The sequence below is a fragment of the Psychrobacter sp. CAL346-MNA-CIBAN-0220 genome (assembly GCF_040309805.1).
In the GTDB taxonomy this organism is placed as follows: Bacteria; Pseudomonadota; Gammaproteobacteria; order Pseudomonadales; family Moraxellaceae; genus Psychrobacter.
The window spans coordinates 1-236 of sequence record NZ_JBEOPF010000718.1 but is presented as its reverse complement, the minus strand read 5'-3'; the positions used below and the strand labels follow the sequence as shown (position 1 = coordinate 236).

Here is a 236-nt window from a genome sequence, read left to right as displayed (position 1 = left end):
CTTGGGACTTGACTGCCATTTAGTATTAGGTGGAGAAGAACCTGAGCAAGCAAGTGGCAATTTATTATTGGATAAGATTTTCGGGTGTCATATTCATTGGGCAGGCGCTCATCGCAAAGGGGAAGACATTCCTAAAATCGTCGAACAGTTAAAAACACAAGGCAAAAAACCCTACGTCATCCCTTATGGTGGTTCCAATGAATTGGGTGCTTTGGCCTTTGTAGAAGCCTTTAAAG

The 236-nt window shown here is 42.8% G+C and carries 1 pseudogene; it reads left to right on the top strand.

Features of this window, described 5'->3' with window-relative positions:
• Window positions 1-236, top strand: a pseudogene (locus tag AAEY88_RS15450) (D-cysteine desulfhydrase family protein); the annotation flags it as partial.